The 23,874-nt window shown below is 65.6% G+C and carries 21 protein-coding genes; 5 read left to right on the forward strand and 16 right to left on the reverse strand.

Features of this window, described 5'->3' with window-relative positions; translation table 11 throughout:
* Positions 1–84: 84 nt before the first annotated feature.
* Positions 85–948 (forward strand): SGNH/GDSL hydrolase family protein, encoded by an 864-nt coding sequence (locus ASG79_RS21845; RefSeq protein ID WP_056394109.1) that lies wholly within the window; start codon positions 85–87, stop codon positions 946–948.
* A gap of 58 nt (positions 949–1,006) precedes the next feature.
* Here ASG79_RS21845 and ASG79_RS21850 read toward each other — a convergent pair whose 3' ends face one another.
* From ASG79_RS21850 to ychF, 6 genes are all read right to left on the reverse strand, one after another.
* Positions 1,007–2,713: a dipeptide ABC transporter ATP-binding protein gene (locus ASG79_RS21850; protein ID WP_056394112.1), complete on the reverse strand. Its 1,707-nt coding sequence runs from the start codon at positions 2,711–2,713 to the stop codon at positions 1,007–1,009.
* A gap of 11 nt (positions 2,714–2,724) precedes the next feature.
* Complete coding sequence (locus tag ASG79_RS21855; RefSeq protein ID WP_018768613.1) at positions 2,725–3,669, reverse strand: ABC transporter permease; 945 nt, start codon at positions 3,667–3,669, stop codon at positions 2,725–2,727.
* On the reverse strand, positions 3,659–4,588 hold the full coding sequence (locus ASG79_RS21860; protein WP_018768614.1) for an ABC transporter permease: 930 nt from the start codon (positions 4,586–4,588) through the stop codon (positions 3,659–3,661). The genes ASG79_RS21855 and ASG79_RS21860 overlap by 11 nt, the downstream gene beginning before the upstream one ends.
* Before the next feature lie 126 nt (positions 4,589–4,714).
* Entirely contained in the window at positions 4,715–6,403 is a 1,689-nt protein-coding gene (locus ASG79_RS21865; RefSeq protein WP_018768615.1) for a peptide ABC transporter substrate-binding protein, read from the reverse strand.
* A gap of 286 nt (positions 6,404–6,689) precedes the next feature.
* Positions 6,690–8,450 (reverse strand): ABC transporter family substrate-binding protein, encoded by a 1,761-nt coding sequence (locus ASG79_RS21870; protein ID WP_018768616.1) that lies wholly within the window; start codon positions 8,448–8,450, stop codon positions 6,690–6,692.
* An 85-nt stretch (positions 8,451–8,535) separates the two neighbouring features.
* On the reverse strand, positions 8,536–9,621 hold the full coding sequence (gene ychF / locus ASG79_RS21875) for a redox-regulated ATPase YchF (RefSeq protein WP_056394238.1): 1,086 nt from the start codon (positions 9,619–9,621) through the stop codon (positions 8,536–8,538).
* Between the two features lie 90 nt (positions 9,622–9,711).
* Here ychF and ASG79_RS21880 point away from each other — a divergent pair, with 90 nt between their 5' ends.
* Positions 9,712–10,941 carry a DNA recombination protein RmuC gene (locus ASG79_RS21880; protein ID WP_018769255.1) on the forward strand — a complete coding sequence of 410 codons (1,230 nt, stop codon included), beginning with the start codon at positions 9,712–9,714 and terminating at the stop codon, positions 10,939–10,941.
* A gap of 98 nt (positions 10,942–11,039) precedes the next feature.
* Here the strand turns inward: ASG79_RS21880 and ASG79_RS21885 are convergent, their stop codons facing one another.
* Together ASG79_RS21885 and ASG79_RS21890 are read right to left on the reverse strand one after the other, a co-directional pair.
* Positions 11,040–12,119: a 4-hydroxy-3-methylbut-2-enyl diphosphate reductase gene (locus ASG79_RS21885; RefSeq protein WP_026265762.1), complete on the reverse strand. Its 1,080-nt coding sequence runs from the start codon at positions 12,117–12,119 to the stop codon at positions 11,040–11,042.
* 9 nt (positions 12,120–12,128) lie between these two features.
* Complete coding sequence (locus ASG79_RS21890; RefSeq protein WP_018769253.1) at positions 12,129–12,980, reverse strand: hypothetical protein; 852 nt, start codon at positions 12,978–12,980, stop codon at positions 12,129–12,131.
* A gap of 164 nt (positions 12,981–13,144) precedes the next feature.
* Between ASG79_RS21890 and xseA the strand changes: the two genes are divergently transcribed.
* A complete protein-coding gene (gene xseA, locus ASG79_RS21895; RefSeq protein WP_056394115.1) occupies positions 13,145–14,500 on the forward strand; it encodes an exodeoxyribonuclease VII large subunit in 1,356 nt (451 codons plus the stop codon).
* The gene (locus tag ASG79_RS21900; RefSeq protein WP_018769251.1) at positions 14,497–14,715 is read left to right on the forward strand and encodes an exodeoxyribonuclease VII small subunit; all 219 of its coding nucleotides are present in this window, start codon (positions 14,497–14,499) and stop codon (positions 14,713–14,715) included. Before xseA ends, ASG79_RS21900 begins: the two co-directional genes overlap by 4 nt.
* A gap of 65 nt (positions 14,716–14,780) precedes the next feature.
* Here the strand turns inward: ASG79_RS21900 and ASG79_RS21905 are convergent, their stop codons facing one another.
* The 6 genes from ASG79_RS21905 to ASG79_RS21930 form a co-directional block, all read right to left on the reverse strand.
* Positions 14,781–15,635 (reverse strand): polyphosphate kinase 2 family protein, encoded by an 855-nt coding sequence (locus tag ASG79_RS21905; protein WP_056394117.1) that lies wholly within the window; start codon positions 15,633–15,635, stop codon positions 14,781–14,783.
* A gap of 50 nt (positions 15,636–15,685) precedes the next feature.
* A complete protein-coding gene (locus ASG79_RS21910) occupies positions 15,686–16,906 on the reverse strand; it encodes a pyridoxal phosphate-dependent aminotransferase (protein WP_056394120.1) in 1,221 nt (406 codons plus the stop codon).
* 143 nt (positions 16,907–17,049) lie between these two features.
* A complete protein-coding gene (locus ASG79_RS21915) occupies positions 17,050–18,012 on the reverse strand; it encodes an ABC transporter substrate-binding protein (protein WP_056394123.1) in 963 nt (320 codons plus the stop codon).
* Positions 18,009–18,755: an ABC transporter permease gene (locus ASG79_RS21920; RefSeq protein WP_056394126.1), complete on the reverse strand. Its 747-nt coding sequence runs from the start codon at positions 18,753–18,755 to the stop codon at positions 18,009–18,011. Before ASG79_RS21920 ends, ASG79_RS21915 begins: the two co-directional genes overlap by 4 nt.
* Positions 18,752–19,465, reverse strand: a complete 714-nt coding sequence (locus tag ASG79_RS21925) for an ABC transporter permease (RefSeq protein ID WP_018769246.1) — start codon at positions 19,463–19,465, stop codon at positions 18,752–18,754. The genes ASG79_RS21920 and ASG79_RS21925 overlap by 4 nt, the downstream gene beginning before the upstream one ends.
* Positions 19,465–20,565 (reverse strand): ABC transporter ATP-binding protein, encoded by a 1,101-nt coding sequence (locus tag ASG79_RS21930; protein WP_056394127.1) that lies wholly within the window; start codon positions 20,563–20,565, stop codon positions 19,465–19,467. Before ASG79_RS21930 ends, ASG79_RS21925 begins: the two co-directional genes overlap by 1 nt.
* A 205-nt stretch (positions 20,566–20,770) precedes the next feature.
* On the opposite strand from ASG79_RS21930, the gene ASG79_RS21935 reads away from it, so the two are divergent.
* Positions 20,771–21,775: a pirin family protein gene (locus ASG79_RS21935; RefSeq protein ID WP_056394129.1), complete on the forward strand. Its 1,005-nt coding sequence runs from the start codon at positions 20,771–20,773 to the stop codon at positions 21,773–21,775.
* A gap of 52 nt (positions 21,776–21,827) precedes the next feature.
* Here the strand turns inward: ASG79_RS21935 and ASG79_RS21940 are convergent, their stop codons facing one another.
* Positions 21,828–22,778 carry an N-acetylglucosamine kinase gene (locus ASG79_RS21940; protein ID WP_056394132.1) on the reverse strand — a complete coding sequence of 317 codons (951 nt, stop codon included), beginning with the start codon at positions 22,776–22,778 and terminating at the stop codon, positions 21,828–21,830.
* 96 nt (positions 22,779–22,874) lie between these two features.
* Positions 22,875–23,849 (reverse strand): LysR family transcriptional regulator, encoded by a 975-nt coding sequence (locus tag ASG79_RS21945; protein ID WP_018769242.1) that lies wholly within the window; start codon positions 23,847–23,849, stop codon positions 22,875–22,877.
* Between the last annotated feature and the right edge of the window lie 25 nt (positions 23,850–23,874).

Raw genomic sequence — 23,874 nt, forward strand, 5'->3', positions numbered from 1 at the left:
CATGTGACTAAGTTCACTCCCACTTCCGCGTACGTGGCATGATGACTGTGACGCAGCCCACTTCCGAGACCGCCGGAGCCAACGATGCCCCCAGCCAAGGCCAGCACACCGCGGGGTGCCGCCCGGGCTGCCGCCGCCGCTGTGTCCGGCCTGGTCGCAGTATCGGCTGTGCTCGGACTCGCCGGCTGTGCACTGTCCGGGGACTCTCCCCAGGGCGGCCTGGCACGGGCGGCAGCCGGGCAGCCGGCGGACGGACAGGCGGCCGCGGGGCAAGCCGGCGGCGCAGGAGCGAAACCGGCCGTGGTGGCCACGTCCCGGATCCGCAATCCCGGAAACGGACGGCTCGAGGCGGTGGTTCCGGACATCAGCAGGACCGTGCTGCTGATTGGCGATTCACAGTCGGAACCCGCGGATGGCTGGCCGCGCCTGGGCCTCGCCGCTGCCGGCTACAACGTCTACTTCTGCGGCCGCGGCGGCACAGGCTTCGTGGCGGCGAACGGCTCCACGGGCAATTACATCGATGCCCTGCAGCGCGGGGACTGGCTGCTTCCCGCCGGAACGCCGGCACTGATCGTGATTGAGGGTGGCGGGAACGACGCCGCCGGGGGCGCCGGCAACGCGCAGATCGCAGGAAACGCCCAGCGGTTGCTTGCCGAACTGCGGACCCGCTATCCCGGCACGAGGATTGCCATGATAGGCACCCTGGCGCGGGGAGCAAACGACGGCGGTGGGCGCCGCAGCGAGGTGGACGCTCTGCTGGGTGCCGTGGCAGCAGCCAACGGACTTCCCTTTGTTTCCGTGGGCGACTGGCTCACCCGGTACGGACTGGCGAAAGACCTGGCGGATGCCGTCCACATGAACGCCGAAGGCCGTGTGGCGCTCGGTGGGATTCTTGAGCACAGGCTGCGCGAACTGGGACTGGACCGGAAACCGGCAGTGGAGCGGTGAAACAGCTTGAGCCGGGACCCGAAGATCCCGGCTCAAGCCGTTCAGCGAAAACGTTCCGCTACGCCACCTCAGGAGGAAGCATCAGCTTCGCACCGGGGATGGCGTTCAGCAGCGCTTTGGTGTAGTCCTGCTTAGGCGCTTCGAAGACGTCGTCCGTGGACCCGGTTTCCACCAGGCGGCCCTTCTCCATCACGCACACGTGGTCTGCGATCTGCCGGACGACGGCAAGGTCATGCGTGATGAACAGGTAGGTCAGTCCAAGGTTGGCCTGCAGGTCGGCAAGCAGGTTGAGCACCTGGGCCTGCACCAGCACGTCCAGCGCAGAGACAGCCTCGTCACAGATAATGACTTCGGGGTCCAGCGCCAGCGCCCTGGCAATGGCAACGCGTTGCCGCTGCCCGCCTGACAGCTCGTTCGGATACCGCTGCATGGCGGACTGGGGCAGCGCCACCTGGTCCAGCAGCGTCCGGACTTTCTTTTCCCGGCTGGCCTGGTCGCCGATCTTGTGGACCCGCAGCGGTTCCTCGATGGTGCGGTAGATGTTGTACATCGGATCGAGCGAACCGTACGGGTCCTGGAAGATAGGCTGGACCCGCCTGCGGAACTTGAACAGTTCGGCAGGCTTCAGGGCGGAGGTGTCGACGCCGTCGAACAGGATCCTGCCGTCCGTCGGCTTCTCAAGCTGGAGCACCATCTTGGCCACTGTGGACTTGCCGGAACCCGACTCCCCCACGATCGCCGTCGTGGTGCCACGCCGGACGTCGAAGCTCACGCCGTCGACGGCGGCGAAGTCCGTGGTCTTGCCCAGCCCCTGGCGGAGCTTGTACACCTTCCGCAGGTCCTGGATCTGCAGGAAGGTATCGGACTTCACCGTTTCAGCGGCGGGCGCAAGGAGGTCCGCCGTCTCCACGCCCTGCTCCTTGGCCACCTGGATACGGCGGCTGGCAAGCGACGGAGCGGACTCCACGAGCCGCTTGGTGTAGGGGTGCTGCGGGTTGCGGAGAAGTTCCAGCGACGGTCCCGCTTCAACGACGCGGCCCTGGTACATGACCACGACCTTGTCCGCGCGCTCGGCTGCCAGGCCCAGGTCGTGGGTGATCAGCAGGACCGAGGTGCCCAGCTCGTTGGTCATGGTTTCCAGGTGGTCCAGGATCTGCCGCTGGACGGTGACGTCGAGGGCCGACGTCGGTTCGTCCGCGATCAGCAGGCGCGGCTGGCAGGACAGGCCAATCGCGATCAGCGCGCGCTGGCGCATGCCGCCCGAGAACTCGTGCGGGTACTGGTTGGCCCGCCGCTTGGCATCCGGCAGGCCTGCCTGGGAGAGCACCTTGGCGATGTCGTCCGGCCCGCTGGGACGGCCGTTCGCCTTCAGAGTTTCCCTCACCTGGTAACCGATCTTCCACACGGGGTTCAGGTTGGACATGGGGTCCTGCGGGACCATGCCGATGGTGTTGCCGCGCAGTTCGATCATGCGCTGCTCGCTGGCGTGGGCAATGTCCTCGCCGTCGAGCAGGATCTGGCCGCGGGAGACCCTGCCGTTGTTGGGCAGGAGCCCGATGGCCGCCAAGGCAGTGGTGGACTTTCCGGAGCCGGATTCCCCCACGATTGCCACGGTTTCGCCCGGCATGATGGTCAGGTGGGCGTCCCGGACAGCCTGGACTTCACCGCCGCCGGTCTTGAAGGTGATGGCCAGGTCACGGATTTCGAGCAGCGGCCTGACGCCGGTGGTGCCGGCCTCATCAATGCGGACGTCTGGAGTTGTCATCTCTTTATCTCTCATCGCTGACGGCTCTTCGGGTCAAGGGCGTCACGCACGGCGTCGCCCAGCATGATGAAGCTCAACACCGTAAGGGAGAGCGCGGCGGCCGGGTAGAGCATGATTTCCGGCCGGGTCCTGATTGATGCCTGGGCACCTGCAATGTCATTGCCCCAGGACATGATGCTTTGCGGGAGGCCGATGCCCAGGAAGGACAGGGTGGCTTCCGCAACGATGAACACGCCAAGTTCCAGGGTTGCCAGGACAATGATCGGGGCCAGGGCGTTCGGCAGGACGTGGCGGATCAGTGCGCCGAACTTGGAGACACCCAGCGCCCGTGCAGCGGTGACGAAGTCCGCATTGCGCACCTCGATGACAGCGCCCCGGGTGATGCGGGCCATTTGCGGCCACGCCAGGAGCGAGATAACGAACACCACGGTCCATACGCTCTTGTTCTCGCGGAACAGCGGGAGCTGCGTGATCACCAGTGCGCCCAGCACCAGCGGCAGTGCGAAGAAGATGTCGCCCAGGCGGGCCAGCACGGCATCGATCCAGCCGCCGTAGTATCCGGCGAGGGCGCCAAGGGTCACACCGATGACCAGGACGCAGAGTACCGAGAGCAGGCCCACGGAAAGTGAGGCCTGCGTGCCGTGGATGACCCTGGAATAGACGTCGCAGCCCTGGAAGGTGAAGCCGAACGGGTGCCCGGCGGTGGGGCCTGCCTCGGAGTTTGCGAGCTCACAGCCCTCGTTGGGCGGGGTTGACGTGAAGAGGCCCGGGAACAGCGCAATCACGATCAGGGCAAGGATCAGCAGTGCCGAGATGATGAACAACGGACGACGGCGGAGCTTGCGCCAGGCGTCAGCCCACAGGCTGAGCGGGGCCTGGTCAGTCTTGACGGCGTCCGTTGCCTGCAGAGGTGTCTCGTCGATGGGTGCCACAAAGTGGCTGTTATTACTGGTCATAGCGGATCCTCGGGTCAAGCCAGGCGTACAGGAGATCGACAAGCAGGTTGGCCACCACGAACACCAGCACCAGCACGCTGACGATGGAGACGATAGTGGGACCTTCACTGCGCAGGACGGCCTGGTAAAGCTTGTTGCCCACGCCAGGGACATTGAAGATGCCCTCTGTCACGATGGCGCCGCCCATCAGGCCGCCAAGGTTGGCACCCAGGTAGGTCACCACCGGGATCAGCGAGTTGCGCAGGATGTGCGCCAGGACCACCCGGGGCCGGGACAGGCCCTTGGCGGTTGCCGTCCGGACGTAGTCGGCGTTCATGTTTTCGCTCACCGATGCCCGGGTCAGGCGGAGGACGTACGCAAAGGAGACGAGTCCCAGGACCACTGCCGGCAGCAGCAGGGTGACCCAGTTGGCATTTGCGCCCACGGTGGGTTTGGCCCACCCCAGCTGGACACCAAAGACGAGCTGGAAGACGAAGCCCAACACGAAGGTGGGGACGGCGATGACCACCAGCGATGCCACGAGCACCGTGGAGTCGAACCAGCCGCCGCGGCGCAGGCCCGCGAAAACGCCGAACGCGACCCCGAAGATGGCCTGGATGGCCAGCGCCTCGATGGCGAGCATCGCCGTCACCGGGAAGACCCGCGCCAGGCTTGCCGCAATCGGCTGGCCGGTGAAGTCATTGCCCAGGTTGAAGGTGAAGAGGTTCTTGAGGAACAGGCCGTACTGGACCCAGAAGGGCTGGTCGAGGTTGTACTGGCTGCGCAGGGTGTCGATGACCGCCTGCGGGGGCTGGCGGTCGCCGAACAAGGCCGCAATGGGATCACCGGGCAGGGCGAACACCATGTAGTAGACCAAGAGGGTTGTGCCGAGGAAAACAGGGATCACCTGGAGGAGTCGGCGCAGAATGAACCGGAGCACAGTGTTACCTGCCTTCCGGTAAAGGAGAAAACGCGTTCATGAGTGCCTTCCTGCCGCTTGCAAGCCAATGGGGGCCCGGACGTAACCGGAACCCCCATCAGCCTTGACGGCAAGTTAGATCTGGGACTACTTGGCGGTGATGCCGTAGTAGAGGATTTCACCGTTCCAGCCGGTTTCGGCCTTCACGATGTTGTTGCTCCACACGATCGGCCGTGCCTGGTCCCAGAGCGGCAGGCCGGGCAGGTCCTGGAACAGGATCTCCTGTGCCTGGTTGAACTTGGCGTTGGCCTCGTCGGTGCTCTTGGCGGCCAGGCCCTCCTTGAGGAGCTTGTCGAACTCAGGGTTCGAGTACTTCTCGTAGTTGGAGGAAGCGCCCGTGGCCCAGACCGGTCCCAGGAAGTTGTAGAGCGACGGGTAGTCACCCTGCCAGCCCGCGCGGGTCAGGCCCGGCAGCTGCTGGGACTTGCGCAGGTTCAGGACTTCGGCGAACTTGGCAAAGGGCTGGATTTCAGCCTGGATGCCGAGGTTGTTCTTGAAGCCGTTGGCGACGGCATCGATCCATTCCTTGTTGCCACCATCGGTGTTGGAGGCGATCTGGAGCGGCTTGGAGTTGTCGTACGGCTTGATCTTCTCAGCCTGTGCCCACAGGTCCTTGGCCTTGGCGGCGTCGAACTTCAGGACTTCGCTGCCCTTGATGCCTTCCTTGAAGCCATCGATGACCGGCGGCGCGAAGGCCTTGGCCGGGGTGCGGGTGCCGTTGAAGACCACCTTGGCGATTTCCTCGCGGTTGATGGCGTAGGACAGAGCCTGGCGGCGCAGCTTGCCGGCTTCACCCTGGAAGTTCGGGTTGTAGCCCGGGATGTTCAGGGTGGAATCGGTGGCTACCGGCTTGGTGGCGTTCCGGTCCGGGAAGTCGTTGACGTAGGTCTTCAGGGCGTTGGACGGCAGGACGTCGGTGATGTCCAGGTTGTCCGACTGAAGGTCGGTGTACGCGGGGCCCGGGTCGGTGTAGAACTTGAAGGTCACGCCGCCGTTCTTGGCGGGGCGGGTGCCGTTGTAATCAGCGTTCTTGACCAGCGTGATGGACTGGTCGTGGACCCAGGAACCCTGCTTCTCGAACTTGTAGGGGCCGTTGCCCACGGGGTTTTCACCGTAGGTCTTGGGGTCCTTCAAAGCCGCGGAGGGCAGCGGGTAGAAGGCGGAGTAGCCAAGGCGCAGGGACCAGTCGGCCTCGGGCTGGGCGAGCTTGACCGTGATGGTGGAATCATCGGTCGCCTGCAGGCCGGACATGGTGTCGGCCTTGGGAGCGGGCGTGGTGGTGGTCTTGCCGTCAGCACCCTTGACGGAATCGACGGCGGAGACATCCTCGTACCCGGCAATGGATTCGAAGAAGAAGCCATTGTTCTGCAGGTTCTTGGAGTTTGCCGCGAAGTTCCAGGAGTCAACGAAGGTCTTGGCCGTGATGGCTTCACCGTTGGTGAATTTCTGGCCCTGCTTGACCTTGATGGTCCAGTTCTGCGCGTCCGACGAGTCGATCGAGTCGGCCAGCGCGTTGACTGCCTTGCCGTTCGCGTCGTAGCTGCGAAGGCCTTCGAACAGCAGGTTTACGACACGGCCGCCGTAGACCTCATTGGTGTTGGCAGGCAGCAACGGGTTTTGTGGTTCGTTGCTGTAGGCCGTGATGACCTTGTTCGGGTCGCCGGCAGCATTGCTGGCACCCTCATTGCTGCCACCGCCACCGGTGCCGCATCCGGTCAAGGCAAGCGCGGCGATTGCCACGATGCCCAATGCTTTGGAAGTGCGCGTAAAACGCATTCCGCCTCCTATGAGTTGTGGGAGAGATGTATAGGGGAATCTTGTGCTTCCCCGCAGGCCGGACGCAGCACACCGCTGTGACGAAACCTACATATACGGGTTAGCCTAACCGCACAAAGTCCAGATACTGGTACTCCGTTGCCAAACCGTGACCGGCGCAGTCAAATGCCCCAGGCCACAGTGGATAGTTAGGCACGTCACATGCTACTCGCCAGTAAGCCAGACGGCGAATCGGCTGGCGCGGCTCCCCGCAAGGGCCGGAAGACCTAAAGGAAACGCGGCTGCGTCAGGACAGACGCCAGTCCCATACGTTCCACCACACACCGAGGGGGCCGGGACTGGTCTTCACGCCGGCCACCTTGGAGTTGAAGGCAGTTGTGCCGAGGGTTTGGTAGAGGGGCAGCCCGTACGCGTCCTCCCAGACGTGCTTGTCGATCTCGGCCAGGAGTTCGTCCTGTTTGCCCAGATCCGTGGTCTGGGACAGTTGTTCCATGACCTTGTCCGCGTCGCCGTCGGAATAGCCCGTAAAGTTGCTGCCTGCCCCGGTGCGGAAGATCTGCGGCACCCGGCTCACGCCGGCCTCGGTCCCAATCCATCCGGACAAGGCGGCGTCATAGCCGCCACGGCTCAAGGCAGCTGCCCAGTCGGCACTCCCCTGGCCACCGTCCACCACCCGGAATCCTGCCAGGACGGCCGAGTCGCGGACCAGGGTGAACGCCCTGGCACGGTTGGGATTGTCGCGGTTGTAGAGAATCCGGACAGTGGGGGTTGCGCCCTTCAGGAGGCTCTTTGCGGCGTCGATGTCCACCTTGGCGTAGTTTGAGGAGCCGTTGTTCTTTACCGTCTCTTCGTATTTGGGCTGTCCAGGCAGGAAGACCTGCGAGTCCAGCGGCTTGCTGTCCGGCACCTGGTTTCCCAGCACTGCGTCCACGATTGCCTGCCGTGGAACCGTCTTGAGGAACGCTTCCCGGACGTCCTTGTCGGCGAACGGTCCGGCGAAGTTGAGGTCCAGGTGGTCGTAGCCGGACTGCTTGTACCGTTCAACGGTGATGCCCTGGCCGGACAGGCCCGTGAGGAGATTGTCCGTGGCAGCCGAGGGCCGGGGCGAGATGATGTCTGCCTGCCCGTTGCGCAGGGCATCAACTGCGGCCGGCACTGCCCCGGTGAACCTGACGTTGATCTCGTCCAGCCAGGGTTCGGAACCCCAGACGTAGTCCCGGTTCCGGACCAGCTTCATTGAAACCTCCGGGACGATGTCGCGGACAATGTAGGGGCCGCTGGACAGGTAGAGTGCCGGATCGTCGGGAATGGATTTTGTATCGAAACCGGTATTCCAGAAGTCGCTGACCTTCTTGAGCGCGGGGTTCGATGCCGGCTTTTCCGGATTGCCCCGCGGGGTGTCCTTGAGGAGATCAACCAGGTCCTCCTCATCGTTCAGCCCGCTCTTGGCGGCGACGACGTGGGCCGGGAGGCCGACGTCGAACGCCACTTCCCAGTCGGCATACGGTGCTGCGTACTCGATGGTGATGGACCGGCCGTCCGAGCCGATTTCAGGAAACTGGGTGCCTGCCAGCCCGGTGGTGTCAGACGCCACGGAGAAGTACTTGGTTCCCTTCCCGGCCGCTGGATCGACGTCGTCGAAGTAGCCTGACCCGGCGGCCCAGCTTAGTAGCAGGTCGGCCGCGCCAATTGGCGCACCGTCCGACCACTTGACGCCCTCGTTGACTGTGTACTTCACCTTGAGCGGCTGGTCGGAGACCTTTTCGAAGTGCCCGAACTTGTCATTGCGGACAACTTTGGAGCTGTCATCGAGGTAGTAGAAGCCGGAGTGGGTAATGGCACCGATCTTCGAGTTGATGTCGGTATTGCCGTTGGCGCTGTAGGGGTTGAACGAGGAGAAGGCATTGACCTCTGCCACCGTCACGCTGCCGCCGCGCTTCGCCTCCCCCACCACCACCGAGGGGGCACTGGTGCCTGAGCAGCCTGAAAGAACCAGGGCAGCCGCCAATACGGCGATGAGCAACTGCATCAGACGCCGGACCGGCATGCCGCCTCCTTGTGTTTTCCCTCTCCGGAGGGGACTGGGTCGCCACGATCACGCCCTACAGACTCAGGATAAGCCGTCCGGCCGGTCAGACGTTGAAGCGGAACTCCACCACGTCGCCGTCGGCCATGACGTATTCCTTGCCTTCGATGCGGACCTTCCCGCGGGACTTTGCTTCAGCCATGGAGCCGGCCTCCACGAGGTCGTTGAAGGAGACCACCTCGGCTTTGATGAATCCGCGCTGGAAGTCGGAGTGGATGACGCCGGCGGCCTGCGGTGCCGTGTCCCCCTGCCGGATGGTCCAGGCCCGCGCTTCCTTGGGCCCGGCAGTGAGGTACGTCTGCAGCCCCAAGGTGTGGAAGCCGACGCGCGCCAGCTGGTCCAGGCCGGATTCGTCCTGGCCGTTCATCTCGAGCATCTCGCGGGCCTCTTCCTCGTCGAGTTCCACGAGGTCTGCTTCGAGCTTTGCGTCAAGGAAGATGCAGTCCGCGGGGGCCACCATGGCGCGCAGCTCCTCCTGCTTTTCCGGGCTGCCCAGGATGGCTTCATCCGCATTGAAAACGTAGATGAAGGGTTTGGCCGTCAGCAGCCCCAGCTCCTTGAGGTGCTCCATCTCCAGCTTGTCGCTCTTGATGGAGGAGTAGATGGTGTCACCCCGTTCCAGGACCGCCTGCGCGGACTTGATGGCCGCAAGCTCGGCGGCCTCCCGCTTCTTGATCTTGACTTCCTTTTCGATCCGCGGGATGGCCTTTTCGATGGTCTGCAGGTCGGCGAGGATCAGCTCGGTGTTGATGGTTTCCATGTCCGAGCGGGGATCCACCTTGCCGTCGACGTGCACCACGTCGGGGTCATCGAAGACCCGGACAACCTCGGCGATGGCTTCAGCCTCGCGGATGTTGGCCAGGAACTGGTTGCCCAGCCCCTCCCCCTCCGACGCACCCTTGACGATGCCTGCGATGTCGACGAAGGACACGGCGGCAGGCAGGACACGCTGCGAGCCGAAGATCCCGGCGAGCTTCTGGAGCCTGGGGTCCGGGAGGTTCACTACACCGACGTTCGGTTCAATGGTGGCGAACGGGTAGTTCGCGGCCAGGACCTGGTTGCGGGTGAGCGCGTTGAAGAGGGTTGATTTGCCGACGTTGGGCAGTCCGACGATGCCAATAGTTAGAGCCACGAGCATTGATTCTACCCGTCCGGCCCCGGCAGCCCCTACCGGGGAATGTCATTGCCTTTGATTGTCAGAGGCCCGTGCAACAGTGAAGCCATGGATGCTTTTGCCTTGATTCTGGCCCTTCTCATGCTGCTGCTTGGTGCGCTTGCCGGCGCCGCGGCCACTTATTTCTCCCTGCGCAGGAACTCGCATGCCTTGGAGGCGGACTTTGACCAGGTGTCGTCCCGCCTTTCGGAGGTCACGGCGCAGCTGGCAGCGGCCGACGCCGAGCGGCGGCTATTGGCGGTGCAGAACCGTGAGCTGGGCGAGGCCAGGACGCAGGACGGCAGTGTCCTGCGCGCGCTGGCTCCGGTGGCGGAGAAGCTGTCCGCTGTCCAGCAGCAGGTGGCGCTGCTGGAGCGGGACCGGGTGGAACAGTACGGCCAACTGGCGCAGCAGCTGCAGGAGGCAAGGCTTTCCGATGAACAGCTCATACGGTCCACGCATGCCCTGGAATCGGCCCTGCGTTCCAACAGCGCCAGGGGCCAGTGGGGCGAGGTGCAGCTGCGGCGTGTAGTGGAGGCCGCGGGGATGCTGCGCCACGTGGACTTTGTGGAACAGGTGCACAGCGCCGGCCAGGACTCGGCTGTCCGCCCGGACCTGGTGGTGCAGTTGCCGGGCGACAAGCAGCTGGTGGTGGATGCCAAAGTCCCGTTGTCGTCCTACCTTGAGGCACAGGAACTGGGTGCGGTGGATCCGCGCGCCGGCCAGCCCTCCGGACTCCAGTCGGTAAGTGATGGGCGGAACCGGCAGGCGCTGCTGGCGGCGCATGCCAAGGCCCTGAGGGCGCACGTTGACGCATTGGGCACCAAGAAATACTGGGACATCCCGGGAAACTCTCCGGAACTGGTGGTCTGTTTCATTCCGGCCGAATCCATCCTGGCGGCAGCACTGACTGCCGACGCCGGGCTCCTGGATTACGCGTTGTCCCGCAACGTGGTCCTTGCGTCGCCGAGCACCCTGCTGGCCGTGCTGAAGTCGGTGGCATTCACGTGGCGCCAGGACGTCCTGACGGACAGTGCACGTGAGTTGTTCGAGCTCGCGCGGCAGCTGTACGACCGGATGGGCACCCTGGGTGAAAACGTCACCAAACTGGGCTCTTCCCTCAAGTCTTCGGTGGACCGTTACAACGCCATGGTGGGCACCCTGGAAGCCAGGGTGCTGCCCACTGCCCGGAAGCTCAACACGCTCGAGGAGTCCGGCCTGGTGACACCTCCTGTTGTGGAGGTGACGCCGCGCTCGCTGGTGGCACCCGAACTCCAGGGCGACGGCGAGGCCGCCTGACAACGGGCCGCGGATGCAGGACGGGCCGGGCAGTCGTGTGACTGCCCGGCCCGTCTTTTACGTCTAGTTGGCGTCCGGCTGCTGATAATGCAGGGGACTCAGCTGCGGGGCCGGCGTCCGCCAAGGGCGCGGCTGACGTCGCCGGCCTGCTTCAGGGTTGCGCGGAGTTCCTTGGGCAGCGAGAACAGGAGGTCTTCCTCTGCCGTGACCACTTCCTCCACCGCGCCGTAGCCATAGTCTGCCAGGAGCCTGAGGACGTCCTGGACCAGGACTTCCGGAACCGAAGCCCCGGATGTGACGCCCACGGTAGCGACGCCCTCGAACCAGGCTTCGTCAACCTCGTTGGCGAAGTCCACCCGGTAGGAGGCTTTGGCGCCGTACTCAAGTGCCACCTCCACCAGGCGGACGGAGTTCGACGAGTTGGCCGAGCCCACCACGATCACCAGGTCCGCCTTGGGTGCGATCTTCTTGATGGCGACCTGCCGGTTGGTGGTGGCGTAGCAAATGTCATCGCTGGGCGGGTCCTGCAGGGTGGGGAACCGCTCCTTGAGCAGCCGGACGGTCTCCATGGTCTCGTCGACGCTCAGCGTGGTCTGCGAGAGCCAGATGACCTTCTCGGGGTCACGGACAGTTACCTTGTCCACTTCATGGGGACCGTTGATGATCTGGATGTGTTCCGGCGCTTCACCGGAGGTGCCTTCCACTTCCTCATGCCCGTCGTGGCCGATCAGGAGGATGTCGAAATCGTCCTTGGCGAAGCGGACGGCTTCCTTGTGCACTTTGGTAACCAGCGGACACGTGGCATCAATGGTGCGCAGGCCGCGCTCTTCGGCGGATTCGACCACTGCGGGGGAAACGCCGTGGGCGGAGAAAATCACCAGCGCGCCTTCGGGCACTTCGTCCGTCTCCTCCACGAAGATGGCGCCCTTTTCCTCCAGGGAGCTGACCACGTGGACGTTGTGGACGATCTGCTTGCGGACATACACGGGCGGCCCGTAGTGTTCCAGTGCCTTTTCGACGGCGATCACGGCCCGGTCAACGCCTGCACAGTAGCCACGGGGGGCAGCCAACAGCACCTTCTTGGTGCCGTTCACGGGGGCTGCCGCTGCTACGTCCTCAGGCGAGCGGCGCCTGCGTGGAATGGTTGGCATCGAGAGGGGTACAGCCGAGGTGGTCATCCCTCCATGCTACCGGCTGGCCCGCGCCCGTTTCCGGGATGCGAACAAGGTCACAACGCCTGCTGCCATAAGAACGCCACCTGTCACCGTGGCCGCTGCGATCCACGTCTGGAAATCGGTGCCTGCGGCGGCCAGGAACTCGTCACGGAACATGTTGGCCACCGCATTGCCGGTGTCCGTGGCCTGGGCACGGGCCGAACCCAGCTGTAAGGCCAAGCCCCACGCCCCTGCAAGGGCCAGTCCGCCGAGTCCGGCTGCCAGCAGCACGGTCCAGCGGCGCCGTGCCGCGACGAGAGCCAGCAGGAACGCTATGGCTGAACCGATGGCCAGGATGTAGCCCATGGGTGCGTACGTGGCCAGCCGCTCGGTCCATTGCCGCTGAACGGGCTGGCCGACATTGATCAGCGTTTGCTCCGGAGGGTCGAGGGGAAGCCGGGTGGTGCGGGAGATCTCCTCCGAGCCGAGGGCAACCAACGGGGCGACGTCGAGGGTTAACGAGGATGCCGAGGCACCGCCCTGCGGACTGGCCGCCGGGTCGGCGAAACTTAGGCGGTGGCTCCGGCGGAGCGTCTCCTCCCACGCCGCCGGATAGCCGGGAAGCCCGGTCAGGGACTCCGCCGCCTTCTCGAGCATCGGCTGGACCAGCCCGGACAGGAAACCGGGGACAGATCCGGTATCGATCGTTCCCACCGCCGCCGCAGCGAGTTTCCTTTGGAAGTCTGAGTCCTTGCCGAGTGGAGCTGCAAGGCGGACAAACCCGTCTTCCTGGACAATGTTCCGGTCCACCCACATGGCGGGAACCGCAACGGCGGCCAGGAGGATGCCCAGCACGGTGGCGATGGCAGAAACAAAAGTGCGCACAACAGGTCCTTCGGGGTTGGGGGCCTTACCCCATCCTAGGCAGGGTGGAAGGGCCGTCCCTGTCAGTGCCCGGTGCTACACCTTATGGATAAGGTTGATTGACCGCCCACAACAGATGAAGGACCGCATGCCCGCAGCACCAGCAGCCTCCCAACGGCGTCCGCATGTCTGACCAGGCCTCCCTTCCGGGTGCGGCGCCCACTACCCTGCCGGCCACAGCGGCGGAAACCAGCCCGGACAACCCCTGGCCGCTGCAGCTGTTGTCGCAGAAGCTTAAGGCGCATATCGACCGCACCCCGTCGGCATGGGTGGAAGGCCAGGTCATCGAGCTGAACCGCCGCGGCACCAACGCCTACCTCACGCTTCGCGACGTGGACGCAGAGGTGTCCCTTCCCGCGTCGGTGTGGACCAAGGTGCTGGAACGGCAGAATCTGCCGCTGGAGCGCGGTTCACGGGTGGTGGCCCTGCTGAAACCGGAGTTCTGGTTGAAGACGGGCAGGCTCAACATGCTGGTGCGGGACATTCGGCCCGTGGGATTGGGCGACTTGCTGGCCAGGATCGAGCGGCTGCGCCAGGCGTTGGCGGCTGAGGGCTTGTTTGCCGACTCACGGAAGAAACCGCTGCCCCTGCTGCCTCACCGCATCGGCCTGATCACCGGGCGGGATTCGGACGCCAAGAAGGACATCCTGCGCAACGCAGCCCTGCGGTGGCCGGCGGTGGAGTTTGAGATCCGCGAGGTTGCTGTCCAGGGGAATACCGCCGTGGCCCAGGTGGTCCGCGCCCTGCGGGAACTGGACGCCCGGCCTGAGGTGGACGTCATTGTCATCGCCCGGGGCGGCGGGGCGCTGGAAGACCTCTTGCCGTTCAACAGCGAGGAACTGGTCCGGGCAGTGGCTGCCGCCGCCACGCCCGTGGTGAGTGCCATCGGGCATGAGGCCGACCGGCCGCTGCTGGATGATGTTGCAGACCTCCGGGCTTCCACCCCCACCGACGCCGCCAAGCGGATCGTTCCCGAAGTCTCGGAAGAACTCGCCGGCGTGCGCCAGGCGCGGGAACAACTGCGGCGGTGCATGGACCGGCTGGTGGACCGGGAGTCGGACCGGCTGGCGGCCCTGCATTCCCGGCCCGTCATGGCGGCACCCGAAGGAATGGTCTCCGTCCGGGCCGAGGAAATCGAGCGGCTGCTGCGGCGGTCCTCTGCGGCCGTGAGCTCCACCGTGGTGCGGGCAGCGGACCAGCTTGAACACCTGAAAGCCCAGGTCCGGGCCCTCTCGCCCCAAAAGACGCTTGACCGGGGGTACGCCGTCGTCGAACTGGCAGGCGACCAGGCCGCCCGGATCGCCCAGGCCGGCCACGCCGTTGTCCGCCGTCCTGCCGAAGCGCCGGCGGGGGCCGCCCTGTCCATCCGCGTGGCAGAGGGGCGCTTCGGAGCCACGTCCACCGGCACCATGTCCACCGGGGCCGGCGGGTCACAATCAGGAAACCCCGACCACCACCAGGAATTGGAAGAGAAGTCATGACCGAACAGAAACCTGAGTCCGACGTCGCAGCCCTGAGCTACGAGGAAGCGCGGGAGCAGCTCATAGCAGTGGTGGGCAGGCTGGAGGCAGGAGGGGCAAGCCTGGAGGAGTCCCTGGCCCTGTGGGAACGAGGTGAGGCGCTGGCGGTACGCTGCGAGGAGTGGCTGGAGGGCGCCCGGAAGCGGCTGGCTGCAGCCCGGGACCAGCCGCTTTAGGCAAACCCGCAAGCGGGGAAAACCAAACAGGGAAGCTGAAGCAGGACCACGGCCAAGGGCGGCTCTCAGGAACGGGCCACCAGCTCCCGCTCGGCAGCTACGTCGAACTCGGCCTTGGGCCACTCCAGCTTCAGGCCGGACAAGGCGCCGAGCAGCAGCTGCTGGACCGCGATCCGGGCGAACCACTTCTTGTTGGCCGGAACAACATGCCATGGCGCGTTGGGCGTACTCGTTTCGTCGATGGCCGCCTGATATGCGGCCATGTAGTCCTCCCAGTGGGCCCGCTCGTCCAGGTCTCCCCTGCTGTACTTCCAGTGCTTGGAAGGATCATCCAGCCGGGCCAGCAGCCTCTCCTTTTGCTCCGCACTGCTGATGTGGAGCATCACCTTGATGATCTTCGTCCCCGAGTCGGCCAGCCGTGTTTCAAACTCATTAATGGCCACGTAGCGCCGCTTGATCTCGTCCGGGGTGGCCCATTCGTGGACGCGATGGATGAGAACGTCCTCGTAGTGGGAGCGGTCGAACACACCCACCATTCCGGCCGCCGGCACTTCCTTTTCGATCCGCCACAGGAAGTCGTAGGACTTCTCCTCGTCGGTGGGCGCCTTGAATGCCTTGAACTGGACGCCCTGAGGGTTCATCGCCGCCATGACATGGCTGACGATTCCGCCCTTGCCGGCGGTGTCCATGGCCTGCAGGATCAACAGGATCCGCTTGGTCCCCCCGAACCGGGATTCGGCAAAGAGCTTTTCCTGCAACCCGGAAAGTTCATCGTCCATCTCCGCCAGCAGCAGCCGGCCGTCAGCCTTGTTGCCGCTGTACCCGGGGGTCGAGTCCGGGTCCACTGCGGCAAGGGAGAACCCCTCCCCGGCCCGAAGGGTTTCAGCAGGATGCTGGTCGAAGCCGACGACGCGGGCCATGGGAGTCCTTTCCGCAAGGTTGCACGGACCGGTGGGCCCGTGAGCACAGGCTAGTTCCCCTGGTACCTGGTTAGGAAGTCCCCCATCCGGCCGATGGCCTCTTCAATGTCCTTGACGTTGGGCAGCGTCACCATCCGGAAATGGTCGGGGCGCACCCAGTTGAAGGCACGGCCGTGGGACACCAGGATCTTCTGTTCCTTCAGGAGGTCAAGGACAAACTTTTCGTCGTCCCGGATGTGGTAGACCTCCGGGTCGAGCCGGGGAAAGAGGTAAAGGGCACCCCGGGCCTGCTGCGTGCTGACGCCCGGGATGGCGTTCAGCATGTCGTATGCCTTGTTGCGCTGCTCCAGCAGGCGGCCACCGGGGAGGATGAGGTCGTTGATGCTCTGGTAGCCGCCCAGCGCCGTCTGGATGGCGTGCTGGGCCGGGACGTTGGCGCACAGGCGCATATTGGCCAGGAGGTTGATGCCTTCGAGGTAGTCGGCGGCATCCTTCTTGGGCCCGGAGATGGCCATCCAGCCAGCCCGGTAGCCGCAGACGCGGTACGCCTTGGACAACCCGCTGAACGTCAGGCACAGGACGTCGTCACCGGTCAGTCTGGCGAGGTTCACATGGACGGCGTCCTCGTACAGGATCTTTTCGTAGATCTCGTCGGCAAAAATCACCAGGCCGTGCTTCTCGGCGAGGGCGACGATTTTCTTCAGCGTCTCTTCCGGGTAGACGGCGCCCGTGGGGTTGTTCGGGTTGATGACCACGATGCCCTTGGTGCGCGGCGTGATCTTCGCTTCCAGGTCGTCAAGGTCGGGCTGCCAGCCGGATTCCTCGTCGCAGAGGTAATGCACCGGCCTGCCGCTGGCCAGCGCCACGGACGCGGTCCACAACGGGTAGTCCGGCGTGGGGATGAGCACTTCATCGCCGTCGTCAAGAAGGGCCATGAGGGACATGGTGATGAGCTCGCTGACACCGTTGCCCAGGTAGATGTCATCCACGTGGATATTCTGGATCCCGCGGGTCTGGTAGTACTGCGAGACGGCGGTGCGTGCCGAAAAGATGCCGCGGGAGTCGCTGTAGCCCTGGGCATGGGGCAGGTGGCGGATCATGTCCACCAGGATGGCGTCCGGCGCCTCGAAGCCAAACGGCGCCGGGTTGCCGATGTTCAGTTTGAGGATTCGATGGCCCTCCGCCTCCATCTGCTGGGCGGCCTGCAGGATCGGTCCACGGATGTCATAGAGGACGTTGTTGAGCTTCGTGGACTGCCTGAATTCTGCCATCCCTCAAATATGCCACAGGAAGGATGCATCCCCGTTGAGACGTCCACCACACGGCCGGCGGCGGCTGCCGGACCCCCGCAGGTCCGGCAGCCGCCGTCGTTAATCACCAGTCCGTACCCTGCCCGTGCGGACAGGGAACCGATTTACTTGACGATGCCCTTGTCCTTCAGCCAGGCGGTTGCTGCCGCCTTGGCGTCCTGCTTCTGGCTGCCGCTGACTGCCCGGTTGAGGTTGATCAGGTCATCCGTCGTGAGCGTGCTGGACACGGAGTTGAGCGCCTGCTTGGCCTTGTCTGTCATCTTGGCCTTGTTGTACAGCGGCAGGACCTGCTGGGCGATGAAGTTGTTCTTCGGGTCCTCCAGCACCACCAGGTCGTTGTCCGCGATGGACGGCGTGGTGGTGTAGATGTCGGCCACCTGCACCTGGTTCTCCAGCAGCGCCTTGAGCGTCACCGGGCCGCCGCCGTCGCTGAAGGGCTCCAGCTTCTTGGGGACGCAGTTGTAGTTCTTCTTCAGTCCGGGCAGGCCGTACGCGCGCTCGGCGAACGTGGCCGGAGCCCCCACTACGATCTCGCTGCAGACCTTGGCCAGGTCCTCGATGGACTTCAACTGGTACTTCTCCGCCGTTGCCTTGGTGACCACCATGGCGTCCTTGTCCTCGGCCTTGGACACGTCCAGCACGCCGAGTCCGTCCGGCAGCTTGCCGGGCAGTGCCTTGGCGATGTCACCGGCGGAGACCTCCTTGGCTTCCTTGTCCACGTACAGCAGCAGGTTGCCGCTGTAGTCCGGCACCACGTCCACCGAGCCGTCCTGGACGGCCTTGAAGTAGACCTCGCGGGAGCCGATGTTCGGCTTGGTGGTGGCGGTGATGCCGTTGGCGTTCAATGCACCGGCATACAGCTCGGCGATGATCTGGCTCTCCGGGAAGTCGGCTGAACCCACCACGAGGGAGGTCGCCCCGCCCGATGCACTGCCGCTGGTGGCCGGCGGGTTCTTCAGCGGATCGGACGACCCCCCGCAGGCGGACAATGCCACTGCCAGGCCAAGCCCGGCGGCCAAACCGCTGAACGCCCGCCTTCCGAGGCGCTGGGGACGGCTATCTTTCATGACTTACCTCCTTGAACAACAGTCTCCGCAACAACGGGGTCTGTGAGATCAACCGCAGCCTCATGGCTGCGGTAGGACAGCTTCGAGGCCCCTTGGGTCAGGAACAGCCTCTGGAACAGGGACAGGACAAGGTCGACGGCGATCGCCAGCGCCGCGATGAGGAGGGAACCTCCCAGCATCTGGGGGAAGTCACTAAGGACAAGGCCGTCGAAGAGATAGCGGCCCAGGCCACCTAGGTTGATGTAGGCAACGACGGAGACGGTGGCGATCACCTGCAGCACGCCGGTCCGGAAACCGCCGAACATGACGGTGAGTGCGTTGGGCAGCTCGGCCCGGAACAGGACCTGCAGTTCAGTCATTCCCATGGCCCGGGCCGCGTCCACCACATTCCGGTCCACGCTGGAGATGCCGGCATACGTCCCGGCCAGCAGCGGGGGCACGGTGAGGATCACCAGCGCCCAGATGGGAGGCATCAGCCCGATGCCGGCCAGCAGAACGAACAGGATGAGCAGGCCCAGGGTGGGCAGCGCGCGCAGGGCTCCGGCCAGGGCGACGACTGCCACCCGTCCCCTTCCCGTGTGGCCGACAAACAGCCCGACGGGAACGGCGATGGCAGTGGCGATCAGCATGACGAGTCCGGTGTACTGCAGATGCTCCAACAGCCGGGCGGGGATGCCCATGCTTCCGGACCAGTGCAGGGGGTCGGAAAGCCAGGCGAAGGTATCTGAAAAGACGTTGCTCACGCTGCTTCTCCCGCCAGGGTGGCGCGCTCCGCAGCGGCGGGCGCAGTGCCGCCTTCATCCCTGCGGCCCCGCCGCGTTCCTGCCCGTTCCCACGGAGTGAGGATGCGTTCCAGCAGGACGAGGACGGCATCCATCAGCAGCGCGAGGATCAGGATGGCGACGATCCCCACCACCACCTCGGTGACGAAGTCGCGCTGGAGGCCATCGGTGAAGAGCATGCCCAGGTTGCCGACACCCAGCAGGGCGGCGACGCTGACCAGCGAGATGTTGCTGACGGACACCACCCGCAGCCCGGCGAACAGGACCGGCAGGGAGAGCGGCAGGTCCACCTGCAGGAACCGGGCCAGCGGCTTGAAGCCCATGGCCTGCGCGGCCTGGCTGACGTCTGCGTCCACGGAATCGAAGGCATCCAGGGCGGCGCGCACCAGCAGTGCCACGGCATAGATGGTCAGGGCCACCACCACGTTGAGGGGATCCAGGATCCGGGTGCCCAGGATGGTGGGCAGGATGATGAACAGCGCCAGCGAGGGGATGGTGTAGAGGAGGGAGGAAGCCGTCAGGACCACGGAGCGGAGTGCACTGTTCTGCCGTGCCAACTGCGCCAGCGGAATGGAAATCAGCAGGCCCAGGGCCATGGGAACGAGTGCCAGCACCAGGTGCTGGCCGCCGCGTTCCAGGATCATGCCGGTGTTGGCCAGGAACCATTCCATCAGAGGGCAGCCTGCCGCAACTGGCGCGCCTCTTCGATCAGCGCCAGGACCTCACCGCCGCGGACCACGCCCAATACCGTGCCATCGGTATCAACGGCGACACCGAGGCCCGACGGGGACGACAGGGCCGCGTCAAGGGCCCGCCGCAGGCTCTCTCCCGGACGGAACAGCGACCCACCCGGAACGAGCTCGGTCTCGGTCCCTGGTGCCGACCATCCCAGGGGATGTTTGTCTGCATCCACCACCAACTGCCAGCCACCGGCAGCACTGGCATCAGACTCATATCCGTCCGGAGAGCGGACGATCGTGGGCACGGGATGGATGGCCACGCCGTCGGACGGCGTGAAGCCCAGGTGGCGGAAGCCGCGGTCCCGCCCCACGAAGGATGCGACGAAGTTGTTGGCCGGCGCCCGCAGGATTTCCTCCGGGGTGGCGTACTGGGCCAGCTTGCCGCCGGTGGCAAAGACGGCGACCTTGTCGCCCAGGATGGTGGCCTCGTCGATGTCGTGGGTTACGAACACGATGGTCTTGGCCAGGTCCTTCTGGAGGCGTAGCAGTTCCTGCTGGAGTTCGTCCCGGACGACGGGGTCCACGGCGCTGAACGGCTCATCCATGAGGAGAACAGGCGGATCTGCGGCGAGCGCGCGTGCAACGCCAACGCGCTGCTGCTGGCCGCCGGACAGCTGGGACGGGTACCGCTTGCCCAGGGAGTGCGCCAGGCCCACCACGTCCAGGAGCTCCTCTGCGCGCTTCCGGGCGTCAGCTTTGGAGACGCCGTTCAGCCGTGGAACGGTGGCGATGTTGTCGAGGACCGAGCGGTGCGGCAGCAGACCTGCCGACTGCATGACGTAGCCCATGGAGCGGCGCAGTTCGGCCGCCGGCACCGTGGTGACATCCCGGCCGTCCACGGTGATGGTCCCTGACGTGGGTTCCACCATGCGGTTGATCATCCTGAGCGATGTTGTTTTACCGCAGCCGGAAGGACCCACGAAGACCGTCACAGTGCCTTTGGCAATGGACATGGACAGCCCGTCCACCGCCGGCTGGCCGCCCGGGTACTTCTTGGTAACGCTCTGGAACTCGATCATCGCCTGGTCCATGGTGCGGACTTACCTGTTCTCTTGGACGGGCTGTTGTCAGCACCGCGACATTGCCATCAGCACGCTGATAGTTACGGTAACCCAAACGGGGGCCGGCTTCAGCAGATGAGGCCCTAATCCCCGCAAAGGAATCCCTACTGTAATCATTCGGTACCCCGCTTGGCGTGGATGGGTAGCCGAAGCCGGGCAGGCCTAAAGTGGAGGCGTGACCAACTTGGAAGTTTCACCCCAGCAGGAAGTTTGTCCGCCCGCACCTGCCGGAGGCACGTCGGGCCCGTGCCTGCAGCTGTGGCCCGAACGTGAGGTGCCCCTGGGCGGGGTGCGCGCCATGAACGTCAAGCGCACCCTGCCCCAGCGCGGACTGCCCACCATCGGCGCGTGGTGCTTCCTGGACAGCTTCGGGCCGGACCGTACCGCCATGTCTGTCCTCCCCCATCCCCATATCGGGCTGCAGACGGTGACGTGGCCGCTGGCTGGGCACATCCGACACCGGGACAGCGTTGGCAGCGACGTGGTGGTGCGCCCCGGGGAACTGAATATCATGACGGCGGGGCACGGGGTCTCGCACTCTGAATTCGCCGTGCTTCCCGACGGCGGGGAGTTGCCGCTGCAGCGGGGCCTGCAGCTCTGGGTGGCCCTTCCCGACGGGGAGAGAAACTGGGAGCCGGCGTTCGAACAGCACCGGGAACTGCCGCGCGTCGCCGGCCACGGCTTCACCGCCACCGTCATGGTGGGTGGGTTTGCGGGCGTCGTTTCCCCCGCGACGATGTTTTCGCCGATCGTTGGCGCGGACGTTTCCTGCGAAGGGGACGCGGTACTGCCACTGGACCCCGCCTTTGAGCACGGCATCCTGGTGCTCGACGGCGGCCTGGCGGTGGACGGGCAGGACCTGCCGGCGGGGCCGCTGGGCTACTTGGGCACCGGCCGCAGCGAACTCCGGATGGAGGCCCGCCCCGGCACGCGGTTCCTGCTGATTGGCGGTGAGCCGTTCGGTGAAGAACTGCTGATGTGGTGGAACTTTGTGGGCCGCACCCACGACGAAGTGGAGCAGGCCCGGGAGGACTGGGAAGCGCAGGCCGGGCTGCCGGATGCCGAAACGGCTGCGGCCAGGTATGGACTGGTGCCAGGCCACGGTCCGGAGGCCGGCCGCATTCCCGCTCCCCCGCTGCCCGGCGTGCGGTTGACGCCCCGTAAGCGCGCCGTCGACTAAGCGCGCCGCCTGGCCCGCTGACGGGCAAGCGCGGTTTGGTTCCTGTCGGCCGTCAGGCCGGTTCGGCCAGGAGTTGCAGGACGCCGAACACCGGTTCCTGGTCCAGGACCCTCACGTCAGTGATGCCGCCTGCTTCGAGGTTCCGGCGGAATGACTCCTGCAGCGGTGCCACGTTCATGCCCAGGCCGCCGCCCAGGATCACCGGACCTTCAATTTTCAGCTGGCCCAGCACCTGCCCGGCCAAGGCGGCAAGGTCGCGGCCGGCCTGCTCCAGCAGGGCTGCACTGTCCTGGTGCCCGGCAGCGGCCGCTTCCACGACATGCCTGGCCTGCTGGGCCCAAAAGCGCCGTCCCGTGTCCGGGGAATGGAACAGCGCAATCAGCTTGTTGGGGTGGTCCAGGCCGCAGGATGCCAGGAGGGATGCCGTGAGCTGGTCAATCGGCAGGCCCTGGTTCATCCTGCGCAGGCTGTGCCGGACCGCTTCCCTGCCCAGCCAGTAACCGCTGCCCTCATCCCCCAGCAGGTAGCCCCATCCGCCCGCCCGGGCCTCGCCGCCGTCGGCGTTGCGTCCCCAGGCAGCCGAGCCGGTACCTGCAATGACCGCAACTCCCGTACTGGCACGGCCCGCGGCCAGCAGCAGGCGGGAGTCGTGGACAACGGTGATGCGGGCCTCCGGAACGAGTGGCTGGATCAGGGCCGCCAGGGCGGCGGCGTCCTCGTCGGTATCGATTCCGCCGGACCCTGCGTACACCCGGTCCACGCGGCCGCCACCGATCCTGGCGAAAAGCTCCGCCAGGTTCCGTGCTGCCTGGTCGCGGCTGACGTTCTGGACGTTGGAGCTCCCCGCCGCATCGTCCGCGACGGGCACTCCGTCTTCAAAGCGGATGCCGTGTGTCTTGGTACCGCCGATGTCCAGGCCGATCGTGACGCCGTGCAGTGGGTTGCCTGGCGAGTCCGTGGCGTGCTGGTCGGGACTGGTGGAGGGGTTCTGGGTGTTCGTCACGTCACAAGGGTACTTGCGTGGCCTGGCTTTGGGGCGCCGCGCCTGCCTTCCGCGGAGGCGCTGCCGCCACCCGCCGTCGTCATCCGGTTCCCCGGGTCAGCGGCCCGCCCTGGTGACCAGCCCGGCCAACAAGCGTGGCCCCTGGGCCACCACCAGCTCGCGGAAGAGCCTGGCGGGAACGGGTTCGGTTTCGGGTTTCCGGCGCCGCCAGCTCACTCCGACTTCCCGGAAGGCCAGCTCCGAGTCCAGCGGCACCTCCACCCAGCCGAGGTCTCCGGTTTCCGGGCGCAGCGTCCTACCGGGGGCGTCGCCGCCGGGCGGCAGGATGCTGACGCCCAGGCCTGCCGAGACCAGTCCGCGGACCGTGTGTGAATCCTGGCTCTCGAAGGCGATCCGCGGCCGGTATCCCGCCTCGCGGAACAGGGCGTCCGTCAGCGAACGCAGCCCGTATCCGGTTCCCAGCGCCACGAACGGTTCCGTCCGGATATCGGCCAGCCGGGCCATCCGCTGCCTGGCCAGGGGATGGGCGTGATGCACCACCAGCCGGAGCGGTTCCCGGTACAGCGGGGCCGAATCGAGGGTTTTGCCCGCCGGCGCCACGGGAGCGGTGAGGGCCAGGTCCGCTTCCCCGGATGACAGCTCTTCAAGGCATGCGCTCCGGGCGCCCTGGCTGAGCCGGAACCCGGTCCCGGGATGCCGGGCACGGAAGGCGCTGATCAGCAGGGGCAGGGTGGCCTCGCCGAAGGTGTGCTGGAAAGACAGGGACACGGTGCCCCTGACCAGTTCGGACTCGTTCCGGACCAGGTCCAGGCCGGCCTGGAACTCCGCGAGCGCCTGCTCGATGTAGGGCAGCAGGGTGCGGGCTGCGGGCGTCAGGCGGACACCGCGGCCGTCCCGGACCAGGAGTTCGGTGCCGACGGCGGCGCTGGCCCTTGCCACTGCCCTGCTCACCGTCGATTGGGGTAATCCGAGGAGTTCGGCCGTCTCCGTGACGTGTTCGGTCCGTCCCAGCTCGGCGAGTACCGGCATGAGGGGCAGAAGTTGGGCCAATTGTTTCCGGTCCGGTTCCATGGCTGCTCCCTTGCCGGTTCCCGAG

Source organism: Arthrobacter sp. Soil761, assembly GCF_001428325.1.
Lineage (GTDB): Bacteria > Actinomycetota > Actinomycetes > Actinomycetales > Micrococcaceae > Arthrobacter.

Excerpts from the sequence above, each read along its gene's own strand:
- ASG79_RS21845 (WP_056394109.1), top strand. The coding sequence starts at position 85 with ATGCCCCCAGCCAAGGCCAGCACACCGCGGGGTGCCGCCCGGGCTGCC.
- ASG79_RS21850 (WP_056394112.1), bottom strand. The coding sequence starts at position 2,713 with ATGACAACTCCAGACGTCCGCATTGATGAGGCCGGCACCACCGGCGTC.
- ASG79_RS21855 (WP_018768613.1), bottom strand. The coding sequence starts at position 3,669 with ATGACCAGTAATAACAGCCACTTTGTGGCACCCATCGACGAGACACCT.
- ASG79_RS21865 (WP_018768615.1), bottom strand. The coding sequence starts at position 6,403 with ATGCGTTTTACGCGCACTTCCAAAGCATTGGGCATCGTGGCAATCGCC.
- ASG79_RS21870 (WP_018768616.1), bottom strand. The coding sequence starts at position 8,450 with ATGCCGGTCCGGCGTCTGATGCAGTTGCTCATCGCCGTATTGGCGGCT.
- ASG79_RS21880 (WP_018769255.1), top strand. The coding sequence starts at position 9,712 with ATGGATGCTTTTGCCTTGATTCTGGCCCTTCTCATGCTGCTGCTTGGT.
- ASG79_RS21885 (WP_026265762.1), bottom strand. The coding sequence starts at position 12,119 with ATGACCACCTCGGCTGTACCCCTCTCGATGCCAACCATTCCACGCAGG.
- xseA (WP_056394115.1), top strand. The coding sequence starts at position 13,145 with ATGTCTGACCAGGCCTCCCTTCCGGGTGCGGCGCCCACTACCCTGCCG.
- ASG79_RS21900 (WP_018769251.1), top strand. The coding sequence starts at position 14,497 with ATGACCGAACAGAAACCTGAGTCCGACGTCGCAGCCCTGAGCTACGAG.
- ASG79_RS21905 (WP_056394117.1), bottom strand. The coding sequence starts at position 15,635 with ATGGCCCGCGTCGTCGGCTTCGACCAGCATCCTGCTGAAACCCTTCGG.
- ASG79_RS21910 (WP_056394120.1), bottom strand. The coding sequence starts at position 16,906 with ATGGCAGAATTCAGGCAGTCCACGAAGCTCAACAACGTCCTCTATGAC.
- ASG79_RS21915 (WP_056394123.1), bottom strand. The coding sequence starts at position 18,012 with ATGAAAGATAGCCGTCCCCAGCGCCTCGGAAGGCGGGCGTTCAGCGGT.
- ASG79_RS21925 (WP_018769246.1), bottom strand. The coding sequence starts at position 19,465 with ATGGAATGGTTCCTGGCCAACACCGGCATGATCCTGGAACGCGGCGGC.
- ASG79_RS21930 (WP_056394127.1), bottom strand. The coding sequence starts at position 20,565 with ATGGACCAGGCGATGATCGAGTTCCAGAGCGTTACCAAGAAGTACCCG.
- ASG79_RS21945 (WP_018769242.1), bottom strand. The coding sequence starts at position 23,849 with ATGGAACCGGACCGGAAACAATTGGCCCAACTTCTGCCCCTCATGCCG.